Raw genomic sequence first — 15817 nt, 5'->3', positions numbered from 1 at the left:
GGCCTGCCTGACCGATAACCGGCGACGTCGTCAGCCTAGCCTGACGAAACGAAGGTGTCAGGGGACACGGAGGAGCAATCCCGCAGGAGGAAGGGGCCTTCCTGGACACCTTGTCCAACGCCTCCCAGCTGGGGTGTCCGTCATTCGGGTGACCACTCCATGTGCGGGTGGACGTAGTCCGTCGGCGGGGTGAACGCCTCGCCGATCGAACGGGCGGACGTCCAGCACCCCGGGTCCGGGGCCGCCGCGCCGCCGGACGGCTCCCCGTTGACCCGCAGGTCCCCCGCGGCGAAGCGCAGCCGCTCCACCGCCCGGACCAGCGCCGGCCGCTCCCGCACGAACACCGCGCCGGACGGCCGGGCGTCCGGGACGTCGGCGGCGACCAGCTCCAGCGCCTCCTCCCAGCGGGCGTCCTCGTACACCCGGACCGCGAGCAGCGGCCCCGCGCACCCGCCGTACCGGTCGGTGCCGCCGAGCAGCACGGTGGGCCGGACGAACCAGCCGATCGCGCCGTCGTGCTGGCCGCCCGCCAGCAGCTGCACCCCGGGGTCGGCCCCGGCCCGCCCGATCGCGTCGACGGCGGCGGTGAACGCCCGCTCGTCGATCAGCGCGCCCATGAAGTTGCCCAGGTCGGTGACGTCGCCGACGGGCAGTTCGTCCACCTCGCCCAGCAGGTCGTCCCGGATCAGCCGCCACAGGCCGCGCGGCAGGTACGCCCGGGACAGCGCCGACCGCCCCTGGCCCTGGTGCTCGAAGGCGCCGCGGAGCAGCGCGGTGCGCACCGCCGCCGGATCGGCCGAGGGGTGGGCGAGCAGGAAGTCCCCGCCGGCGCCGGTCGCACCGGCGAGCCGCGGGAAGCCGCGGTAGCGGGCGACGTTCACCCCGATCTCCCGCCACAGCCGCCGGAACGCCGCGGCCGAACCCGCGAAGTGCAGCCCGGCCAGCGCCGGGTCGCGCAGCGCCACCTCGCCGACCGCCTGCCCGTCGCCGGTGACCAGGTTGACCACCCCCGGCGGCAGCCCCGCCTCCTCCAGCAGCAGCATCGTCAGGTGCGCGGCCAGGGTCTGGGCGGGCGCGGGCTTCCACACCACGGTGTTGCCCAGCAGGGCGGGCCCGGTCGGCAGGCTCCCGGCGTCCGCCGTGGAGTCGGCCGGGGTGATCGCGCAGACGAAGCCCTCCAGCGGCCGGTGGTCGGCCCGGTTCCACCCTCCGGGCCCGGAGGACGGCTGCTCGGCCAGCAGCCGCCGGGCCGCGTGCACGTCGCCGCGCCAGCGGTCGGCCAGCGCGCACGCCGCGTCGGTCTCCGCCTGCCGCACCGTCCTCGACTGGCCCAGCATGGTCGCGGCCACCAGCGTCTCCCGCCACGGCCCGGCCAGCAGGTCCGCGGCCCGCAGGAACACCGCCGCCCGGTCGTCGAAGGACAGCTCCCGCCACTCCCGCGCCGCCGCCAGCGCCGCGTCCACCGCGGCCCGCACGTCGGCGGCCGTCGCCGCGCCCAGCACGCCGAGCTTCGCCGCGTGGTGGTGCGGCTGCGCCAGCTCCGTCCGCTCGCCGCCGCCGAGCCGGCGCTCCCCGCCGATCACCATCGGCAGCGAGGTGTGCCGCCCGGCCAGTTCGTCCAGTCTCCGCACCAGCCGGGCCCGTTCGGCACTGCCCGGCGCGTACGCGCGGGGCGTCTCGCGGACGGGGACGGGAAGGGTGGTGACCGCGTCGATCGGCATGGTGCTGGGGTGCTCCCTAGGGCTGGACGGACGGGGCGGGGCTGCCTGCTCGTACCCCCACCCTGGCCGCGCCTGCCCCGCCACCGCGCCGTGACACGCCTACCGGGCGAGTTCCTCCGCCAGCGCGACGGCCTCCGCCAGCGAGTCCACCACCGGCACGCCGAGGTGGGCCAGCTTCTCCCGGGGGTGCGAACCACCGGTGTACAGCACCGACTTGATGCCCGCGGTCAGCGCCGCCTCGGCGTCGTCCGCGGCGTCCCCGATCAGCACCGTCCGCCCGCGGTCGATCCCGTCGCCCAGCGCGTCCAGGTGCAGCGCCAGGTGCCCGGCCTTGCGGCCGCCGGACTCGCCGCGCCGCCCGTCCACCCGGGTGAAGTACCGGGTGATCCCGAACGCGTCCACCGCCGGGACGAGCTTCTCGTGCCCGTACATCGACAGCACCGACTGGCTGTGCCCGGCCTCGACCCACTGCGACAGCAGCCCCTCGACGCCCGCCGTCAGGGCGCAGGAGGGGAACAGCTCCGTGTACTCGGCGTCGAACGCGTCGTCCAGCACCAGCCACTCCTGCGCGGTCGGCACCCGGCCCATCAGCCGCTCGTAGAACCGCGGGATCGGGATCTCGTAGTGCGCCCGGTACTCCTCCAGCGTGATCGGCGCGACCCCCACCGTGGCGAACGCGGCGTTGCTCGCGCCGACCACCGCCGCCATGTCCTCCAGCAGGGTGCCGTTCCAGTCCCAGACTATGTGTGTACGCACCCGCCAAGGGTAAGCGGCGCCGTTGTCGAGCGGCACGAAGGACCGCCCTGCCGGGCGGCCGCCGGCGGGAGCGGTACGTGCCGGCGGCGCGGGCTCCTCCGTGAACTGCGGGAACGCACCCGGAGTTCCGGTCAGGACGTCGGCGGCGCGTGGTGGCGGGCGAGTTCGGTGGCGAGGTCGCGGAGGCGGTCCCCGGCCTCGGCGGGGCCGTGCACGGTGACGGCGCTCCCGAACGGCAGCAGTGCCCGGACGTCCTCCAGGTGCAGGAAGCGGATCGTCACCCGGTGGCCGTCGGAGGCGTCGTCGTGGTCGCCCAGGACGAGTCGTCGGCCGAAGACGCGTTGCGCCCGCCCGATCTGGTGCCGGTCGACGGTGGCGCTGACCTCCACCGAGTGGTCGTGCTCCCACTGGTCCGTCAGCGCCGCCGCGACGGTGGCCAGGGTCTGGTCCGGGCGCAGCCGTCGTGGCCGGTCGACCTCGTTCCACGTCGTGATCCGTTCCAGCCGGTACATCCGCGGCGCCCGGGCGCAGTCGGCGACGAGGTACCAGACGCCGGCCTTGGCGAACAGGCCGTAGGGATCGACGACCAGGTCGCGCGGGGCGGGTGAGCGGGCGCTGGCGTACCCGATCCGCAGCCGGCTGCCCCGCCGCACCGCGCCGATCAGCGAAGCCGGGGCCGTGCCGGATGCCCGTGCCTGGCCCCAGGGGCGGCTGTCCACGTGCACCACCTCGGTGAGCGGCAGGAGTTCACGAACCCGACGCGTCCGTCCGGCGGCGATCTTGGAGAGCGCGCGGCGGCTCTCGGCCGAGGCGTCGAGCTCCGCGCGCTGCTTGTCGTCCAGCCCGGTGAGCAGCAGGTGGTCACGCTCGTCCGGGGTGAGTCGCGCGAGGTCGAGTCCGGACCCGGGCACCATGGTCACCCCTCCGAAGCGGCCCCGGTGCGCGGTCACCGGCAGGCCGGCGTCACGGAGCCAGTTGAGGTCCCGGGTGATGGTGCGCAGCGACACCCCGAGCGCGGAGGCGAGTTCCTGCGTGGTGGCACCCCGCCTCGATTCGAGGAGCAGCATCAGGTGGAAGAAGCGGTCCGGGGTCACGTCCTCGATCTTCACAGGAATTGCGACACGGTGCGGCGCATATTCCGGCCAGGCTGGTGGCCGCGCGACGACGACCCGTCCGTTCGCCGGGCGGGTGCTCCCAGCCGCCCCCTGATCCAGAAAGGCGCTCGCGATGAGTGACCGCACGACCGACGCCGGACCGCCGGTGCTGCACCGCCCGGGCTCTGCCGAGTACGACGGGCACCGGGCCGGCTTCCAACTGCGGGAGCAGCACCGGCCGGCCCTCGTGGTGGCGGCGCGGGGCGCCGGTGACGTGGTGGCGGCCGTCCGGTACGCCGCGGACGCCCGCATGCCGATCGCGGTCCAGGCCACCGGGCACGCACTCGCCGGACCGCTGGCCGGCGCGGGCGTGCTGGTGTCGACGCGGGGGATGGACGGCGTCGACGTCGACCCGGACGCCGGCACCGCACGGGTGGGCGCCGGAGCGCGGTGGCGCGACGTGATCGACGCCGCCGCACCCCACGGCCTGGCGCCGCTGTCCGGGAGCCTGCCCGGCGTCGGCGCCGTGTCCTACACGCTCGGTGGCGGCATCGGGTTGATGGCCCGCCGCTACGGCTTCGCCGCCGACCACGTCACGCGCCTGGAGCTGGTCACCGCCGACGGCTCGCTGTTGACGGTGTCGGAACACGAGGAGGCGGACCTGTTCTGGGCGCTCCGCGGCGGTGGCGGGAACTTCGGCATCGTGACCGAGTTGGAGATCGCCCTGATGCCGGTCGCCGAACTGGTCGGCGGCGCTCTGGTGTTCGACCTGCGCAAGACGCCCGACGTGGTGCCCGCCTGGTTGCGCTGGACGGCGGCCCTGCCCCCGGAGACGACCTCGGCGTTGACCGCGCTCGGGTTCCCCGGTCAGCACCTGGCGCACGTCCAGATCGCCCACCTCGGCTCGCCCGCGGAGGCCGACGAACTCGTGGCCCCGTTGCGGGCGTTGAAGCCCGTGCACGACAGCCTCCGGACGATCCCCTACCAGCAGTCGCACACCGTGTTCGGTGAGCCGGACCAGCCGCACGCCTACCTCGGCGACAACGTCCTGCTGCGGGTGGTCGACGAGGAGCGCCTCAGCGACGCCGTCGCCCTCTCGGCGCCGGACCAGCCGCTCCCCTCCGTCCTCACGGTCCGCCACCTCGGAGGGGCGCTGTCGGCTCCGCCGGGGGTGCCGAACGCGGTCAGCCACCGCGAGGCGCAGTACCTGCTGTGCGCGGTCACCCCGACGGCCGGGCCGAACGCGGAGCGGGCGCGGGCGCTGCACGGCGAACTGTTCGCCGGCTGGTCCGCGGACGCCCTGGGCAGCTCGCCGAACTTCACCTTCGGACGCCCCGACCGGCGTACCGCCGCGGACCGGTTCGACGCCGCGCAACGGGACCGGCTGCTGCGACTGGCCCGCAGACACGACCCGGCCGGACTGCTGCACCCCGGCTTCGTCATCGCCTGACCGCCTCCCGGGTCGGACGTCCACCACGAGGGCCGGATCCAGGACCGGCCGGACGCCGCCGACCGGGTCCCGCGCGAGCGGTCGGCGGGGCGGCTGACCGGGAGGTTCGTCCCGGTCAGCCGGTCCGGGCCGGCCTCAGGCGGCCGCCCGGCGGAAGGTGCGCAGGCTCAGCCAGGCGGTGCCGACCAGCAGGACGACCAGCCAGACGACCGCCACCAGGTGCGGGTGCTGGCCCGGGAAACCGCCGTCCGCGACGTAGGGGTTGCCCCAGAGGCGGCGGCAGGAGTCGGAGACCGCGCTGATCGGGTTCCACTGGACCACCGGGTGCAGCCAGGCCGGCATCGCCTCGGCCGGGAAGACCGCGTTCGACAGGAAGGTGCAGACCACCAGGACCAGCGCGCCGATCGAGTCGATCGACTCGATGTTCCGCACCACCAGCCCGATGGTGATCCCCACCCAGACCATCGCCATCACGAACCCGGCCGCCACCGCGAAGCCGGCCAGCACCGACAACGGGCTGCCGTGGATGCGCCAGCCGACCGCCAGGCCGGCCGCGCAGACCACGGCCAGCACGGCCAGGCTGACCAGGAAGTCGCCCACCGCGTGCGCCACCAGCACCGAGCCGCGCACGATCGGCAGCGAGCGGAACCGGTCCATCAGGCCGGCCTTGAGGTCGAGCGCGACGCTGATCGCGGTCGGGCCGATGCTGGCCAGGCCGACCTGCATGGCGATGCCCGCCATCAGGTACTCCTGGTAGCTGCCGCCGGCCGGGGCCTTGATCGCGTTCTTGAACAGGTAGCCGACGGCCAGCAGCATCACCATCGGGTTGAGCACGACGCCGATCAGCCGGCCGGGGGCCCGGCGCAGGTGGCGCAGCCGGCGTCCGGCCAGGGCGAGGGTCTCGACGGCGGAGCCGCCGATCGGGGCCGCGGCGAGCGGTCCCGGGGCGAGAGTGCTCATGGGGTCCTTTCCGAGCGGGGGTTCCGGGCCGACCGGCGCAGTCCGGCGTCGACGAGGGCGCCGATCTCGGCCTGCGGGGCCGGGTGCATCAGGTATTCGTGGGCGTGGTCGATCCCGTGGACCACCACGCCGCCCGCCACGTGCGGGGCCCAGCGCCCGGGGGCGTCGGCCCGCTCGCCGGCGGTGCGGCCGGCCGTCGCCACGAACAGCGTCATCTCGCCGTCGAAGCGGCCCGGGGTGAAGCGTTCGGCGAGTTCCACGTGGTGGCGCATGACCTCGACGAGCCGTTCCACGTCCGCCTCGGTGAGGCTGGCGAACGGTCCGCCGTGCCGGGACAGCACCCGGGCGACGGCGGCGGTGTCGAGCGCGTCCGCGGCGGCCGCGGCCTGCTCCTCCCCGAGGTACTCCAGGAAGCTGGTCAGCAGTCCCTCGCGGCCCGGCATCTCGCCGTCGAGCGCCCGGTCGTACGGGAAGGCGTCCAGGTTGGCCAGGTAGGCCACCTCCTCGCCCTCGGCCCGCAGCCGCACCGCCAGTTGGTGGGCCAGCAGCCCGCCGAAGGACCAGCCGAGCAGGTGGTAGGGGCCGTGCGGCTGGATCGCGCGGATCCGGGCCAGGTACTCGTCGGCCTGCTCCTCGATGCTCCCGGCCGGCGTGCCGCCGCTGACCTGCGGCGCCTGGAGGCCGATGACCGGCCGCCGTTCGTCGAGGTACCCGCTGAGCCCCAGGTAGGGCAGGCTGGTGCCGAGTCCGCCGTGCACGCAGAACAGCGGCGGCAGTTCGCCGGTCGGGCGGATCGGCAGCACCGGGCCGAACGGGTCCGGGTCGTCGGCCAGGCCGCTCTCGCGCAGCTGCCCGACCAGGTGGGCGGCGCCGCCCGGCTGCTCGCCCCGGTGGTCCAGCAGGGCGGCCAGCGCGGCGACGGTGCGCTGGGTGAAGACCTCCGCCACGGCCAGCCGCAGTCCGCTCTTGGCGGCCCGGGCGATCAGCTGGACGCTGCCGATGCTGTTGCCGCCCAGCGCGAAGAAGTCCTCCTCGGCGCCGACCGACTCGCGGCCGAGCACCTCCGCGAAGGCGGCGGCGAGCGTCCGCTCGGTCGGGGTCCGCGGGGCCCGGCCGGCTCCGGCCGTCCGGTCGGGGGCCGGCAGGGCCTCCCGGTCGAGCTTGCCGTTCACCGTCACGGGCAGTTCCGGCAGGGTGATCAGGATCGGCGGCACCATGTAGTCGGGCAGCCGCAGGGCCAGCCGGCTGCGCACCTCGGCGTGGTCGACCGCGGCCCGCGGCACGGGCACCAGGTAGCCGACCAGGGTCTGCAGGCCCGGGTGGTCCTCCCGGGCCACCACCACGGCCTGGTCGACCAGCGGGTGCTCCAGCAGCACGCTCTCGATCTCGCCGAGCTCGATCCGGTAGCCGCGCACCTTGACCTGGTGGTCGGTCCGGCCGATGTAGTCCACCGTGCCGTCGGGGAGCCAGCGGACCAGGTCGCCGGTGCGGTACATCCGGGTGCCGGGGGCGCCGTACGGGTCGGCGACGAAGCGCCCGGCGCTCAGCGCGGGCCGGTTCAGGTAGCCGAGGGCCAGGCCGGTGCCGCCCAGGTAGAGCTCGCCGACCGCGCCGACCGGCACCGGGCGCAGCGCGGCGTCCAGCACGTACGCGCGGTGGCCGGCCAGCGGGCGGCCGATCGGCGGGCGGCCCGCGGTGACCGGGTCGCTGACCGTGCAGACCGCGGTGGTCTCGGTCGGGCCGTAGATGTTGTGCAGCTGCACGGCCCGGCCCCAGCGGTCGACCAGCTCGGCGGGGAGCGCCGCGCCGCCGACCGTCATCACCAGGTCCGCGGGCAGGGCGGCCTCGGCGGGGAAGGCCGCCACCACCACCGGCGGCAGCAGGCAGAGGTTGATCCGCTGCTCGGTCATGAAGTCGGCCAGCGGCAGGCCGGCCCGCCGCTCGTCGGGGACCTGCACCAGGGTGGCGCCGGCCAGCAGCGAGCAGCACAGCTCCCAGACCGCCGCGTCGAAACTGAAGGTGGCGAACTGCAGCACCCGGGTGTCGGGGCCGATCGCGAACCGCCGCAGGTGGTCGGCGGTCAGCTCGGCCACCGTGCGGTGCGCGACCAGCACGCCCTTGGGCTTGCCGGTGGAGCCGGAGGTGTAGATCACGTAGGCGGGCCGGCGGTCGTGCAGCGGCCGGCGGCGCTCCCGGTCGGTGAGCGGCTCCGGGGAGCGGCCGGCCACCCGGGCCGCGGTGGCCGGGTCGTCCAGCGGCACGGCGGCGGCCCGGCCGGCGGCCTCGGCGGGCAGCGCGCCGGCGGCGAGCAGCCCGGTCGAGGTGAGCAGCAGCCGGGCGTCCGCGTCGGCGAGCATGTGGGTGATCCGGTCGGCCGGGTAGGCGGGGTCGACCGGCAGGTAGGCGGCGCCGGACTTGAGCACGGCCAGCAGGGCGACCAGCAGTTCCTCGGAGCGGGGCAGCATCAGGGCGACGACCGCCCCGGGGCCGGCGCCCAGGTCCGCGAGTTCGCGGGCCAGCCGGTTGGCCCGGGCGTCCAGTTCCCGGTAGCTGAGCGTGCCGTCGGCGGAGACGAACGCGGGGTGCTCGCCGCGGCGGGCCGCCCAGCCCTCGAACAGCTCGGGCACGGTGGCGCCGGTCGGGGCGGCGGGCGGGACGGGCGGGACGGCCCACTCGTCCAGGATCTGCCGCCGCTCGGCCTCGTCGAGCACCGGCAGGTCGCTCAGCGCCGTCCCGGGGGCGTCGACGGCCGCCTCCAGCAGCCGCAGGAAGCGGGCCGCCATCCGCTCGGCGGTGGGGCGCTCGTACAGCTCGGTGGCGAACTCCAGCCGGCCGGACAGCTCCTCGCCGGGGCCCCGCTCGGTGAACTCGAAGACCAGGTCGAACTTGGCGGCGGTGCTCCCGGTCTCCCGGAAGGAGGACCGCAGGCCGGGCAGTTCGAACCGGGGGGCCTCGGTGTTCTGGAAGGCCAGCATCACCTGGAACAGCGACTGCCGGGCGAGCGAGCGGACCGGGGCGAGCGCGTCCACCAGCCGTTCGAACGGCAGGTCCTGGTGCTGGAAGGCGGCCAGGTCGGCGTCGCGGACGCGGTGCAGCAGCTGCTCGAAGGTGGGGTCGCCGCCGAGGTCGGTGCGCAGCACCAGGGTGTTGACGAAGAAGCCGACCATCGGGTGCAGCGCCTCGTCGGAGCGGCCGGCGACCGGCACGCCGATCGGGACGTCGGCGCCCGCGCCGAGCCGGCCCAGCGTGGTGGCCAGCGCGGCCTGGACCACCATGAACGGGCTCACCCCGGACGCGCGGGCCAGCCGCACCAGCCGGCCGTGCAGGTCGGCGGGGACGGCGAACCGGACCACGTCGCCCCGGTAGCCGGCGATCGGCGGGCGCGGGTGGTCGAGCGGCAGGCCGAGTTCCTCCGGGAGGCCGCGCAACGCCTCGGTCCAGTAGGCCAGTTGGGTGTTCTGCAGGCTGTCGGGGTCGTCCTCGGCGCCCAGCATCCGCTGCTGCCAGAGCGCGAAGTCGGCGTACTGGAGCGGGAGCCGCTCCCAGTCGGGCAGGGTGCCGGAGGTCCGGGCCCGGTAGGCGAGGGCCAGGTCCTCGGCGAGCACCGGGGTCGACCAGCCGTCGAAGGCGATGTGGTGGACGACCAGCAGCAGCACGTGCTCCTGCGGGCCGACCGCGAACAGCCGCACCCGCAGCGGCAGGTCGCGGGAGAGGTCGAAGGTCCGGTCGGCCTCCTCGGTCAGCCGCCGCTCCAGGTCGGCGCCGTTCACCGGCTCCGGTTCGAGCGCGGGGCGGGAGCGCTCGGCGGGGAGCACGACCTGGCCCGGTTCGTCCCCGAGGTCGGGGAAGACGGTGCGCAGGATCTCGTGCCGGTCCGTCAGGTCGCCCAGGGCGGCGCGCAGCGCGACCAGGTCCAGCGGGCCGTCCAGGTGGGCGGCCAGCGGGACGTGGTAGCCGCCGGCCGCCGGGTCGAGCCGGTTGACGAACCAGAGCCGGCGCTGGGTGTGCGACAGCGGCAGGAAGTCCGGCCGGTCGCCGGCCCGCAGCGGCGGGCGGGCCGCCGCGGCGGTGTCCAGGCGGGCGGCCAGCCCGGCGGGCGTGGGGTGCTCGAACAGGGTGCGCACCGACATCTCGGCGCCGAGCGCGCCGCGCACCCGGCCGGCCAGCCGGGTGGCCAGCAGGGAGTGCCCGCCGAGTTCGAAGAAGTGGTCCTCGGCGCCCACCGAGGCCAGGCCCAGGACGTCGGCGAACAGCCCGCAGAGGATCTCCTCGACCGGGTCGGCGGCCTCCCGGCCGGCGGCCGCCGCCAGGTCGGGGGCGGGCAGCCGCCCGCGGTCCACCTTGCCGCTGGGGTTGAGCGGGAAGGCGTCCAGCCAGACGAACGCGGCGGGGACCATGTACTCGGGCAGCGTGCCGCGGACGCCCTCGCGGACCGCCGCGGTGTCCGCCCCGGCCCCGGGCGCGGCCACCAGGTGGGCGACCAGCCGGGTGTCGCCGGGGGCGAACTCGCGGGCCGTCACGACGGCCCGTTCGACCTCGGGCCGGGAGGCCAGCACGCTCTCGATCTCGCCGAGCTCGATCCGGTAGCCGCGCACCTTGACCTGGTGGTCGGTCCGGCCGATGTAGTCCAGCGCGCCGTCGGGGAGCCAGCGGACCAGGTCGCCGGTGCGGTACATCCGGGTGCCGGGGGCGCCGTACGGGTCGGCGACGAAGCGCTCGGCGCTCAGCGCGGGCCGGTTCAGGTAGCCGTGGGCCAGGCCGGTGCCGGCGATGTGGAGCTCGCCGACCGCGCCGACCGGCACCGGGCGCAGCGCGGCGTCCAGCACGTACACCCGGGTGTTGGCGATCGGGCGGCCGATCGGCGGGGCGCCGGCCCGGGTGCCGTCCAGCCGCTCGGCGGTCGACCAGATGCAGGTCTCGGTGGGCCCGTAGACGTTGAACACGGCGGCGGCGCGGCGGCTCAGCTCGGCCGCCAGGGGTTCGGGCAGCGCCTCGCCGCCGACCAGCACCCGCAGCCCGGCCAGGCTCTCGGGGGCGGTGGCCACCAGGGCCTGCCAGTGGCTCGGGGTGGCCTGCATCAGGGTGGCCCGGCCGGTGGTGACGGCCGCCGCCAGGGCGGCCGGGTCGACCGCGGTGGCCCGGTCGGCCAGCAGCAGCCGGGCGCCGGCCAGTTGCGGGACGAAGAGCTCCAGCATCGCGATGTCGAAACCGAAGGTGGTCACCGCGAGGAAGCGGTCGTCCTCGGTGACCTCCAGCCGGCGGCACATGTCGTCGACCAGGTTGACGAACGCGCCGTGCGGGACGACGACGCCCTTGGGCCGGCCGGTGGAGCCGGAGGTGTAGATCACGTAGGCGGGCAGCGCGGCGTCGAGCGGGGCGCCGCGTTCGGCGTCGGTGAGCTCGTGGTCGGGGAGCAGGGCGCGCTCGGCCTCGGCCACCGGGTCGTCCAGCAGCAGCACGGTGCCCGTCCGGCCCAGTCCGGCGAGGGTGGGCGAGGTGCTCAGCAGGACGCCGGGGGCGGCGTCGGCGAGCATGTGGGCGATCCGGTCCGCCGGGTGGTCGGGGTCGATGGCGAGGTAGGCGGCGCCGGTCTTGAGCACCGCGAGGGCGGCCACCACCAGGTCGGTGGAGCGCGGCAGGGCCAGACCGACCACGCTGCCGACCCGGGTGCCGCGGTCGATCAGCTGGCGGGCCAGCCGGTTGGCCCGCGCGTGCAGGTCGCCGGCGGTCAGCAGCTCGTCGCCGTACTGGACCGCGACGGCGCCGGGCCCGGCGGCGGCCCGGTCGGCGAGCAGCCGGGGCAGCAGCGCGGCGGGGGCGGGCGCCCCGGTGCGGTTGCGGGCGTGCAGCACCTCGTCCCGTTCGGCGGGGGCCAGCAGGTCGAGCCGGGCGAGCGGGAGGTCGGCCGCGGCGGCGATCCGGCCGAGCAGGGCGGCCAGCCGGTGGGCGAGCCGTTCGGCCTCGGCGTCCTCGAACAGGTCCGGGCGGTACTGGACGCGGAGTTCCAGCTCCCGGCCGGGCAGGGCGACCAGGCTCAGCGGGAACTCGGTGGCGTTGCGGATCTCGGAGCCGTGCAGGGTCAGGCCGGTCAGCTCGGTGAAGGCGGTCGCCGCGGGCATCGGGTAGTTCTGGAACATCACCGCGGTGTCGAACAGGCTTCCGTGCCCGGCCAGTTCCTGGATCTCGGCGAGGCCCAGGTGGCGGTGCGGGAGCAGTTCGGCCTGCTGGTCCTGGAAGTCCGCGAGCAGCTGCGCCACCATCCGGGCCGGGTCCAGCCGCAGCCGGGTGGGCAGCGTGTTGGCGAACATGCCGACCATCGACTCGACGCCGGGCAGCTCGGCGGGGCGGCCGGAGTCGACCACGCCGAAGAGCACGTCGGCGCGGCCGGTCAGCTGGCCGACCAGCAGGCCCCAGCAGCCCTGCACCACGGTGCCCAGGGTGAGTTGGCGGCCGCGGGCCCACTCGGCCAGCCGGGCGGTGTCGGCCTCGGCGAGCGCGGTGACCGCCGTCCGGGGCAGCAGCGCGGCCCTGGCGGGGTCCGGCGGGACGGTGTGGGTGGGCTCCTCGACGCCGGCCAGGGCCGCCCGCCAGGCCGCCCGGGCCGCCGTGCGGTCCTGCCGGCCCAGCCAGGCCAGGTACTCGCGCGGGTGCGGGAGGGGGGCGGTCGGCGCCGGGCCGCCCGCGTACCGGGTGAAGAGCTCGTCCAGCAGGAGCGGCATCGACCAGCCGTCCAGCACGATGTGGTGGACGGTCAGCAGCAGGCGCAGCCGGTCGCCGCCGAGCCGCACCAGGGTGGCGCGCAGCAGCGGGGGCCGGGTGAGGTCGAACGGCTCGGCCCGGTCGGCCTCGGTCAGCCGCTCCAGGGCCGCGGCGCGCTCGCCCTCGGCCGTGGCGGACAGGTCGTGCTCCCGCCAGAGCGGTTCGACGGCGGCGGGCACCACCTGCACCGTCTCGCCGGAGCGGCGGGCCCGGAAGCAGGCCCGCAGTCCGGCGTGCCGCTCCAGCAGGCCGGCCAGGGCCGCCCGCATCCGCCCGGCGTCCAGGTCCCCGGCGAGGTCGGCGACCAGTTGCAGCACGTGGACGTCGACGTCCCGCCCGACGAAGTCGGCGTGGAACACGAAGCCCTGCTGCAGCGGTGAGAGCGGCAGGAACTCGCTCGTGCGCCCTCGTCCCTCGGTGCGTCCCATCATGACTCCAGCTCGATGTCGAGTTCGTCCATCTCGTCCTCGCTCAGCTCCAGCAGCGGGGCCGGCGCGGCGGCGCGGGCCGGTTCGGCCGGCGCGGCGGCGGCCGCCGCCACCGCCAGGGCGGCGGGGGTGCGGTGCCCGAAGACGTCCCGGGGGGTGATCCCGAGGCCGCGGGCCCTGGCCTGGGCGGCCACCCGGATCGAGCTGATCGAGTCGCCGCCCAGGGTGAAGAAGTTGTCGTCGACGCCGACCTCGGCCAGGCCGAGCACCTCGGCGAACACCTCGCACAGCACCCGCTGCTCCTCGGTGGCCGGCCGCAGGCCGGCGGCGGGCGCGGCCCGGTCGGGCCCGGGCTCGGGCAGCGCCTTGCGGTCGACCTTGCCGTGCGCGGTCAGCGGCAGCGCCGGCAGCGACACCCAGGCGGTGGGCACCAGGTGGTCGGGCAGCACCCGGGCCAGCTCGTCCCGCACGGCGGCCGGGTCGCCGCCGCCGACCAGGTACCCGACCAGCCGGGTGGCCCCCGAGCGGTCCCGGACCGCGGTGACCGCGGCGTCGGTGACCCGGGGCAGGGCGCGCAGCGCGGCCTCGACCTCGCCGAGCTCGATCCGGTGGCCGCGCACCTTGACCTGGTGGTCGCGGCGCTCGACGAACTCCAGCTGCCCGTCGGGGCGCCACCGGACGTGGTCGCCGGTGCGGTACATCCGCGCGCCGGGCTCGTGCGGGTCGGCGACGAACGCGGCGGCGGTCCTGACCGGGTCGTGCAGGTAGCCGCGCCCGACGCCCGCGCCGCCCACGTACAGCTCGCCGACCGTGCCCAGCGGCACCGGGCGCAGGTCGTCGCCCAGCACGTGCAGGCTCGTGTTGCGCACCGGCGCGCCGATCGGCACCCGGACGTCCACCTCGTCGCCCGGCCGCAGCACGGCGTGCGTGACGTCGTCCGAGCACTCGGTCGGCCCGTACGCGTTGACCAGCGGGACCTCCGGGTGGCGCGCCCACCAGCGGTGGCACAGGTCCGGCGGCATCGCCTCGCCGGTCACCATCAGCCGCCGCAGCGGGCCGGCGGCGGGGGCGGTGCCGGCCGCGTCCCAGGCGTCCAGGGCGGCCCGCAGCAGCGAGGGCACCACCTCCAGCACCGCGCCCCGGTCGGCCGCGGCCACCGCGAACAGCGCGTCCGGGTCGGCCGCCGTCGCCCGGTCGACCACCCGAACGGTGCCGCCGACCAGCAGCGGGGCGAGCATCTGCCAGACCGACACGTCGAAGGTGACCGGCGCGTTCTGCACCACCGTGTCGCCCGCGGCCAGGTCCAGGTCCTCGACCTTGGCGAGCAGGTGGTTGGCCATCCCGGCGCGGTGCACCATCGCGCCCTTGGGCTTGCCGGTGGAGCCGGAGGTGAAGATCACGTAGGCGAGGTCGTCCGGTCCGCCCAGCGGCGCGGCCAGCCCGTCGAGCGGGACGGCTCCGGCGGTGAACTCCCCGGTCAGCGGCCGAAGCCGCGGGGCGGGGCCGGTGCCCGGGGCGGTCAGCCCGGCGGCCAGCTCCTGCTGTCCGGGGCCGACCAGCAGGTGCCGGACGCCGGCGTCGGCGAGCAGCGCGGCGGTCCGGGCCGGCGGCGCGTGCACGTCCAGCGGCAGGTAGGCCGCGCCGCTCTGCAGCACGCCCAGCACCGCACCAACGAAGGCGGTCCCGGGGTCGGCCAGGACGCCGACCAGGGTGTCCGGGCCGACCCCGTCGGCGGCCAGCGCGGTGGCGAGTTCGTCGGCCCGGTGGACCAGCGAGGAGTAGGAGGCGGCGGTGCGCCCGTCGCTCACCGCGAGCGCGGCCGGGGTGCTCCGGGCGAACTCGCGCACCCGCTCGACCACTCCGGCGCGGATCGCCCCGGTGGCCGGGCGGGCGGTGTCGTTCCACTTGCGCAGCAGGCCGGCCTCGTCCTCGGTCAGGACGTCCAGGTGTCCCAGCCGTTCGGCGGTCCCGGCCGCCAGGTCGAGCAGCAGCCGGCGGAACCGGTCGGCGATCACCGCGACCTGCTCCCCGGTCAGCAGGTCGGGGGCGTAGTCGAAGCGCACCTCCAGCTGCCGGCCCGGCAGGACCACCAGGCTGAGCGGGTAGTGCCGGGCGTCGTGGGCGGAGACCTCCTCGATCCGCAGGCCGGTGCCGGCCGCGGCGTCGGCGGCGCCGTCCATCGGGAAGTTCTCGAACACCAGGGCGGTGTCGAAGGGTTCGCCGAGGCCGGCCAGCGCGGGGTTGCCCTCCAGCATCTCGGCCAGCCCCAGGTGGTCGAAGTCGCGCAGCGCGGCCTGGGCGGCCTGGATCCGCTGCAGGTAGTCGTCGACCCGGTCGGCGGGGTCCAGCACGGCCCGGACCGGCAGGGTGTTCAGGAACGGGCCGACGATGCCCTCCACCCCGGGCAGCGCGGCCGGGCGGGTGGAGACGACGGAGCCGAACAGCACGTCCGGACGGCCGACCAGCCGGCCCAGCAGGATCGCCCAGCCGCCCTGGAAGACGGTGTTGACGGTCAGGCCGCGGCGGGCGGCGAAGCCGGTGACCGCGGTGGTCTCCGCCTCGGTCAGCAGCAGCGGCAGGCGGGCGGGCACGGCCGGGCGCCGGTCCGGGGCGGCGGGGCTGAGCAGGGTCGGCTCGGCCGCTCCGGCC

7 protein-coding genes are annotated in these 15817 nt (G+C 76.1%); 1 reads left to right on the top strand and 6 read right to left on the bottom strand.

Annotated elements, in window-relative coordinates:
* Positions 1–140: 140 nt before the first annotated feature.
* The 3 genes from ACWEO5_RS11810 to ACWEO5_RS11800 form a co-directional block, all read right to left on the bottom strand.
* The gene (locus tag ACWEO5_RS11810) at positions 141–1715 is read right to left on the bottom strand and encodes an aldehyde dehydrogenase family protein (protein ID WP_452162287.1); all 1575 of its coding nucleotides are present in this window, start codon (positions 1713–1715) and stop codon (positions 141–143) included.
* A gap of 105 nt (positions 1716–1820) precedes the next feature.
* Complete coding sequence (locus ACWEO5_RS11805; RefSeq protein ID WP_452162263.1) at positions 1821–2477, bottom strand: HAD family hydrolase; 657 nt, start codon at positions 2475–2477, stop codon at positions 1821–1823.
* A gap of 131 nt (positions 2478–2608) precedes the next feature.
* Positions 2609–3571 (bottom strand): helix-turn-helix transcriptional regulator, encoded by a 963-nt coding sequence (locus ACWEO5_RS11800; protein WP_452162262.1) that lies wholly within the window; start codon positions 3569–3571, stop codon positions 2609–2611.
* Positions 3572–3704: 133 nt separating this feature from the next.
* Here ACWEO5_RS11800 and ACWEO5_RS11795 point away from each other — a divergent pair, with 133 nt between their 5' ends.
* Entirely contained in the window at positions 3705–5021 is a 1317-nt protein-coding gene (locus ACWEO5_RS11795) for an FAD-binding oxidoreductase (protein ID WP_452162261.1), read from the top strand.
* Between the two features lie 135 nt (positions 5022–5156).
* Here ACWEO5_RS11795 and ACWEO5_RS11790 read toward each other — a convergent pair whose 3' ends face one another.
* The 3 genes from ACWEO5_RS11790 to ACWEO5_RS11780 form a co-directional block, all read right to left on the bottom strand.
* Positions 5157–5981, bottom strand: coding sequence for an ABC transporter permease (locus ACWEO5_RS11790; protein ID WP_452162260.1), 825 nt, complete (start codon positions 5979–5981; stop codon positions 5157–5159).
* A complete protein-coding gene (locus ACWEO5_RS11785; RefSeq protein ID WP_452162259.1) occupies positions 5978–13168 on the bottom strand; it encodes an amino acid adenylation domain-containing protein in 7191 nt (2396 codons plus the stop codon). The genes ACWEO5_RS11790 and ACWEO5_RS11785 overlap by 4 nt, the downstream gene beginning before the upstream one ends.
* On the bottom strand, positions 13168–15817 hold a 2650-nt coding region (locus ACWEO5_RS11780; RefSeq protein ID WP_452162258.1), incomplete at its 5' end, for a non-ribosomal peptide synthetase. The genes ACWEO5_RS11785 and ACWEO5_RS11780, both read right to left, overlap by 1 nt.

Source organism: Kitasatospora sp. NPDC004272 (assembly GCF_053603035.1).
This window is presented reverse-complemented; position numbering and strand designations above follow the sequence as displayed.